Below are 3,726 nucleotides of genomic sequence, written 5' to 3'. Positions count from 1 at the left end.
AAAAAATCTTAAAATCAGAAAAACGCATTACATCAGGCATAAAAGCTTGATACAATGCGTTTTATTATGAGAAGTTCTACTGGTTTTTCTAACAAAATGAACTTCCAGCAGTCTTTTCACTTTCTTTTAATAAGTTCCTTCTTCACCTTGACTAGTCAAGATAACAGGCCCATCTTTTGTAATCACGAACTGGTGTTCATACTGACATGACAACCCACCGTCGATGGTCTTATGCGCCCAGCCGGTCTTCATATCTGTATCAATTTCCCAATCGCCTGTGTTGATCATTGGTTCAATGGTTAAGACCATTCCTTCACGAAGACGGAGTCCACGACCTGCAATACCATAGTTAGGAACCATTGGTTCTTCGTGCATAGTTGGTCCAACACCATGCCCAACCAAATCACGTACTACACCGTAACCACGGCTTTCAGCGTATTCTTGAATAGCTGCTCCAATATCACCGATACGATTTCCAACAACAGCTTGCTCAATCCCCTTATACATTGCTTCTTTAGTTACATCCATCAGATTTTTCACTTCTTCGGACGGTGTACCAACAGCATAAGCCCAACAAGAGTCTGCTAGGCCACCAGAATAGCTCTGGGTGTATTTTTTCATTTGCTCAACATTGTTGAAGTTTAATTTTGAGACATTCAGGTCAGATTTAGCAATAGGACCTCCCAAAACCATATCAACCTTAAGCAAATCACCATCTTTCAAGATATAGTGACGAGGGAAAGCGTGAGCTACTTCATCGTTAAGAGAGCAACAGGTAGCATAAGGATAGTCCATCATGGCACCGTCAACCCCAATCTGAAGGGGAAGGAAATTTTCTTCCTTACAACGACGGCGAACATACTCTTCAACTTCCCACATATCTAGGCCAGGTTTAATCAAATCACGTAAGCCGATATGAATACTTGCTAGAAAATCTCCAGCCTTGTCCATAGCTTCGATTTCACGAGCTGATTTTAATGTTATCATCTTTTCTCCTAGTTTCTAATTAATTTTAACGGTCACATTTGCTTTTGAAACAATCTGATGACCATGATAAATATCGTAATCAATAATAGCTGATCGTCTCGTATGATGGATAATGCGTGCCTGAATGCGCAATATATCATCTATCTGAACAGCCTGCAAAAAGTAGATCAGCATCTGCTCGATGATGAGATTGCGACCACTATTCACAACTAAATCTTGGGTCATATGAGTCAGTATCTCCGCTAATACACCATTAGCCAAAACACCGTTTTTCTCAAGCATAAAGGGCTCAACTGTAATGACGACTTCATCATGGTGATAAGAAAGTTTTTGACCAATCTGCTCAGAAAAAGTAGGTAGAGCAGAAACTTGAGAACGGCTCATCTTCTCCATGACATCTCGTCGTGTCACAACTCCAAGCAAGGTTTGATTATTCCGAACAACCGGTACCATTTCAAAGTCTTCAGCAATCATCCGTTGACTCACATTGGCAATATTTGTCGATAAACCAACTAAAAATAGACTACGAGACATGACCTTATCAATTGTGGTGCTTGGTGACTTATCACCAGCGTCTCTCATGGTTACAACTCCAACAACGACCTGATGTTGATTGATAACTGGGAAACGACTGCTACGATTCTTACGAACTAAGTCCAAATAATCTTTAACGGTATCGGTCTCTCTCAGAAAACCATACTCATGACTCGGACGATAAAGTTTCTCAACTGTCAGAATATCAGTCTTGATTTGGACATTTGACAAGGCTTTATTGATCATGGTCGCGACAGTGAAAGTATCATGCTTGCTTCTCAGAACAGGAATCCCTTTTTGATTGGCCAGTTTAAGGACATCATCATGAACCTGAAATCCCCCTGTAACCAGAACGGCATTTTCATTTTCAAGTGCTAACAGTTGGATACGGGTCCGGTCTCCGACAATCAAGAGCCCCCCATCGTGAAGGTAAGACAAAATATTTTGTTCAGTCATGGCACCGATTGAAAACTTACTAAATTCTCTCTCTAAACCTTCTTGCCCAGCTAGAACCTCAGAAGAAGTCACTTCTGCAATTTCAGCAAAAGTTAATCTTTCAATCGCAACTTTCTGGGATTTAACACGGATAGTACCACTTCTAGGACGGGTCTCCACAATTCCACGGTTTTCAGCTTCCTTGATAGCGCGATAAGCCGTTCCATCACTGACTCCCAGATGGTTGGAAATACTACGAACACTGACCCTTTTACCTACTGGTAATTCCTCCAAATAGCTTAGAATTTCCTGATGCTTACTCATTGAATTCTCCTTTTACATACCGAAATTCAAGATAATCCCGCATTTTCCTTGTATAGCGATCACTTCCTTTAAACTGACGAATCAATCGAAATCCAGACTTAAGGGCAACCCGTTGACTTGCTTCATTTTCAAGGTGGGTAATGATGGATAATTGTTTTAAGCCAAATTCCTCAAAAGAAAGTTGACAAATTTTTTTAACAACCTCTGTCATAAATCCTTGCGACCAAGCATCTTTTCTCAAAAAATAGCCAAGTTCTGCTTCTTTTTTAATTTCATCTAACTTCTCAAACTTAATTGAACCAATCATTTTTTCAGTTTTCTTGTCACGAATAGCCCATACTCCCAAAGGAGCCTTCATAAAATAATTGGCCAACGCATATTGACTCTCTGCCAGACTTGCCTGAGTCGGGAAAATAAATTGAAGATTTTCTGGATTCGAAGCTATCTCATGGAAGTCTTGACTATCACTAAAAAAGAAAGGACGCAAATACAAGCGATCCGTTTCAAAAAAAGAAAACATTGCTAATTTGGTCCAAATATTCATAAACACCTCTACGGTTTAATCCTCAACAAGTCTAATATCCGCTCCTAGATTACGTAATTTTTCGATAATATCAGAATAACCACGTAAGATAAACTCGATATTGGTAATTTCAGTTTGTCCCTCGGCCATCAAGCCAGCAATAACTAAAGCTGCACCAGCTCTCAGGTCAGTCGCTTTAACACTTGCCCCACGCAAATCACGTCCACCTGTGTACAAAATATGACCATTTGTTGTCGAAATGTCCGCATCCATCTTTGCTAGTTCAAAAACATGATTTACACGTTTTTCGTAAATCGTATCGACAATTGTACCACGACCATTCGTTCTTAGTAAAAGTGGGGTAATCGGTTGTTGCAAATCAGTTGCAAAGCCTGGATAAGGAGCTGTCTTAATATTGATTGCTTTCAAATTAGCCTGTTCTTCGACAAAGATGCTGTCTTCAGATACAGTCATTCTCACTCCCATTTCTTCCAGCTTAGCAATAAATCCTTCTAGGTGTTCGTAAAGAACATTATTTATACGAATTCCCTTGCCAACTGCAGCAGCTAAGGAAATATATGTTCCAGCTTCAATGCGGTCTGGAATTACCTGATGACGAGTTCCATGTAATCTGTCAACACCATCAATAATGATGATATTAGTTCCTGCACCGCGGATATGAGCTCCCATATTATTCAAGAGAGTAGCTACATCAATAATTTCAGGTTCACGGGCTGCATTTTCAATAATGGTACGACCATTCGCTTTAACCGCAGCAATCATCGTATTGATTGTTGCTCCTACACTAACCGTATCCATGTAAATACTTGCACCATGAAGACCAATCTCTTTAGAAGACAACTTCATGGTATCCCCTTCGTAGCTAACAGTGGCACCCATGGCTTCAAATGCCTTAAGGTGTA

The 3,726-nt window shown here is 40.2% G+C and carries 4 protein-coding genes; all 4 read right to left on the bottom strand.

Annotation, left to right across the window (positions count from 1 at the left end):
• Nucleotides 1–126 precede the first annotated feature (126 nt).
• Nucleotides 127–987 (bottom strand): methionyl aminopeptidase, encoded by an 861-nt coding sequence (locus WKI23_RS09310; RefSeq protein WP_000631534.1) that lies wholly within the window; start codon nucleotides 985–987, stop codon nucleotides 127–129.
• Nucleotides 988–1,002: 15 nt separating this feature from the next.
• Nucleotides 1,003–2,280: a CBS-HotDog domain-containing transcription factor SpxR gene (gene spxR / locus WKI23_RS09305; protein ID WP_023942527.1), complete on the bottom strand. Its 1,278-nt coding sequence runs from the start codon at nucleotides 2,278–2,280 to the stop codon at nucleotides 1,003–1,005.
• Nucleotides 2,273–2,824, bottom strand: a complete 552-nt coding sequence (locus WKI23_RS09300) for a GNAT family N-acetyltransferase (protein ID WP_368079725.1) — start codon at nucleotides 2,822–2,824, stop codon at nucleotides 2,273–2,275. The genes spxR and WKI23_RS09300 overlap by 8 nt, the downstream gene beginning before the upstream one ends.
• A 15-nt stretch (nucleotides 2,825–2,839) precedes the next feature.
• The coding region (locus WKI23_RS09295) for a UDP-N-acetylglucosamine 1-carboxyvinyltransferase (RefSeq protein WP_368079724.1) at nucleotides 2,840–3,726 on the bottom strand (887 nt) is incomplete at its 5' end.

Origin of the sequence: Streptococcus pseudopneumoniae (assembly GCF_038148955.1) — a bacterium.
GTDB classification, from domain to species: domain Bacteria; phylum Bacillota; class Bacilli; order Lactobacillales; family Streptococcaceae; genus Streptococcus; species Streptococcus pseudopneumoniae_T.
This window is presented reverse-complemented; position numbering and strand designations above follow the sequence as displayed.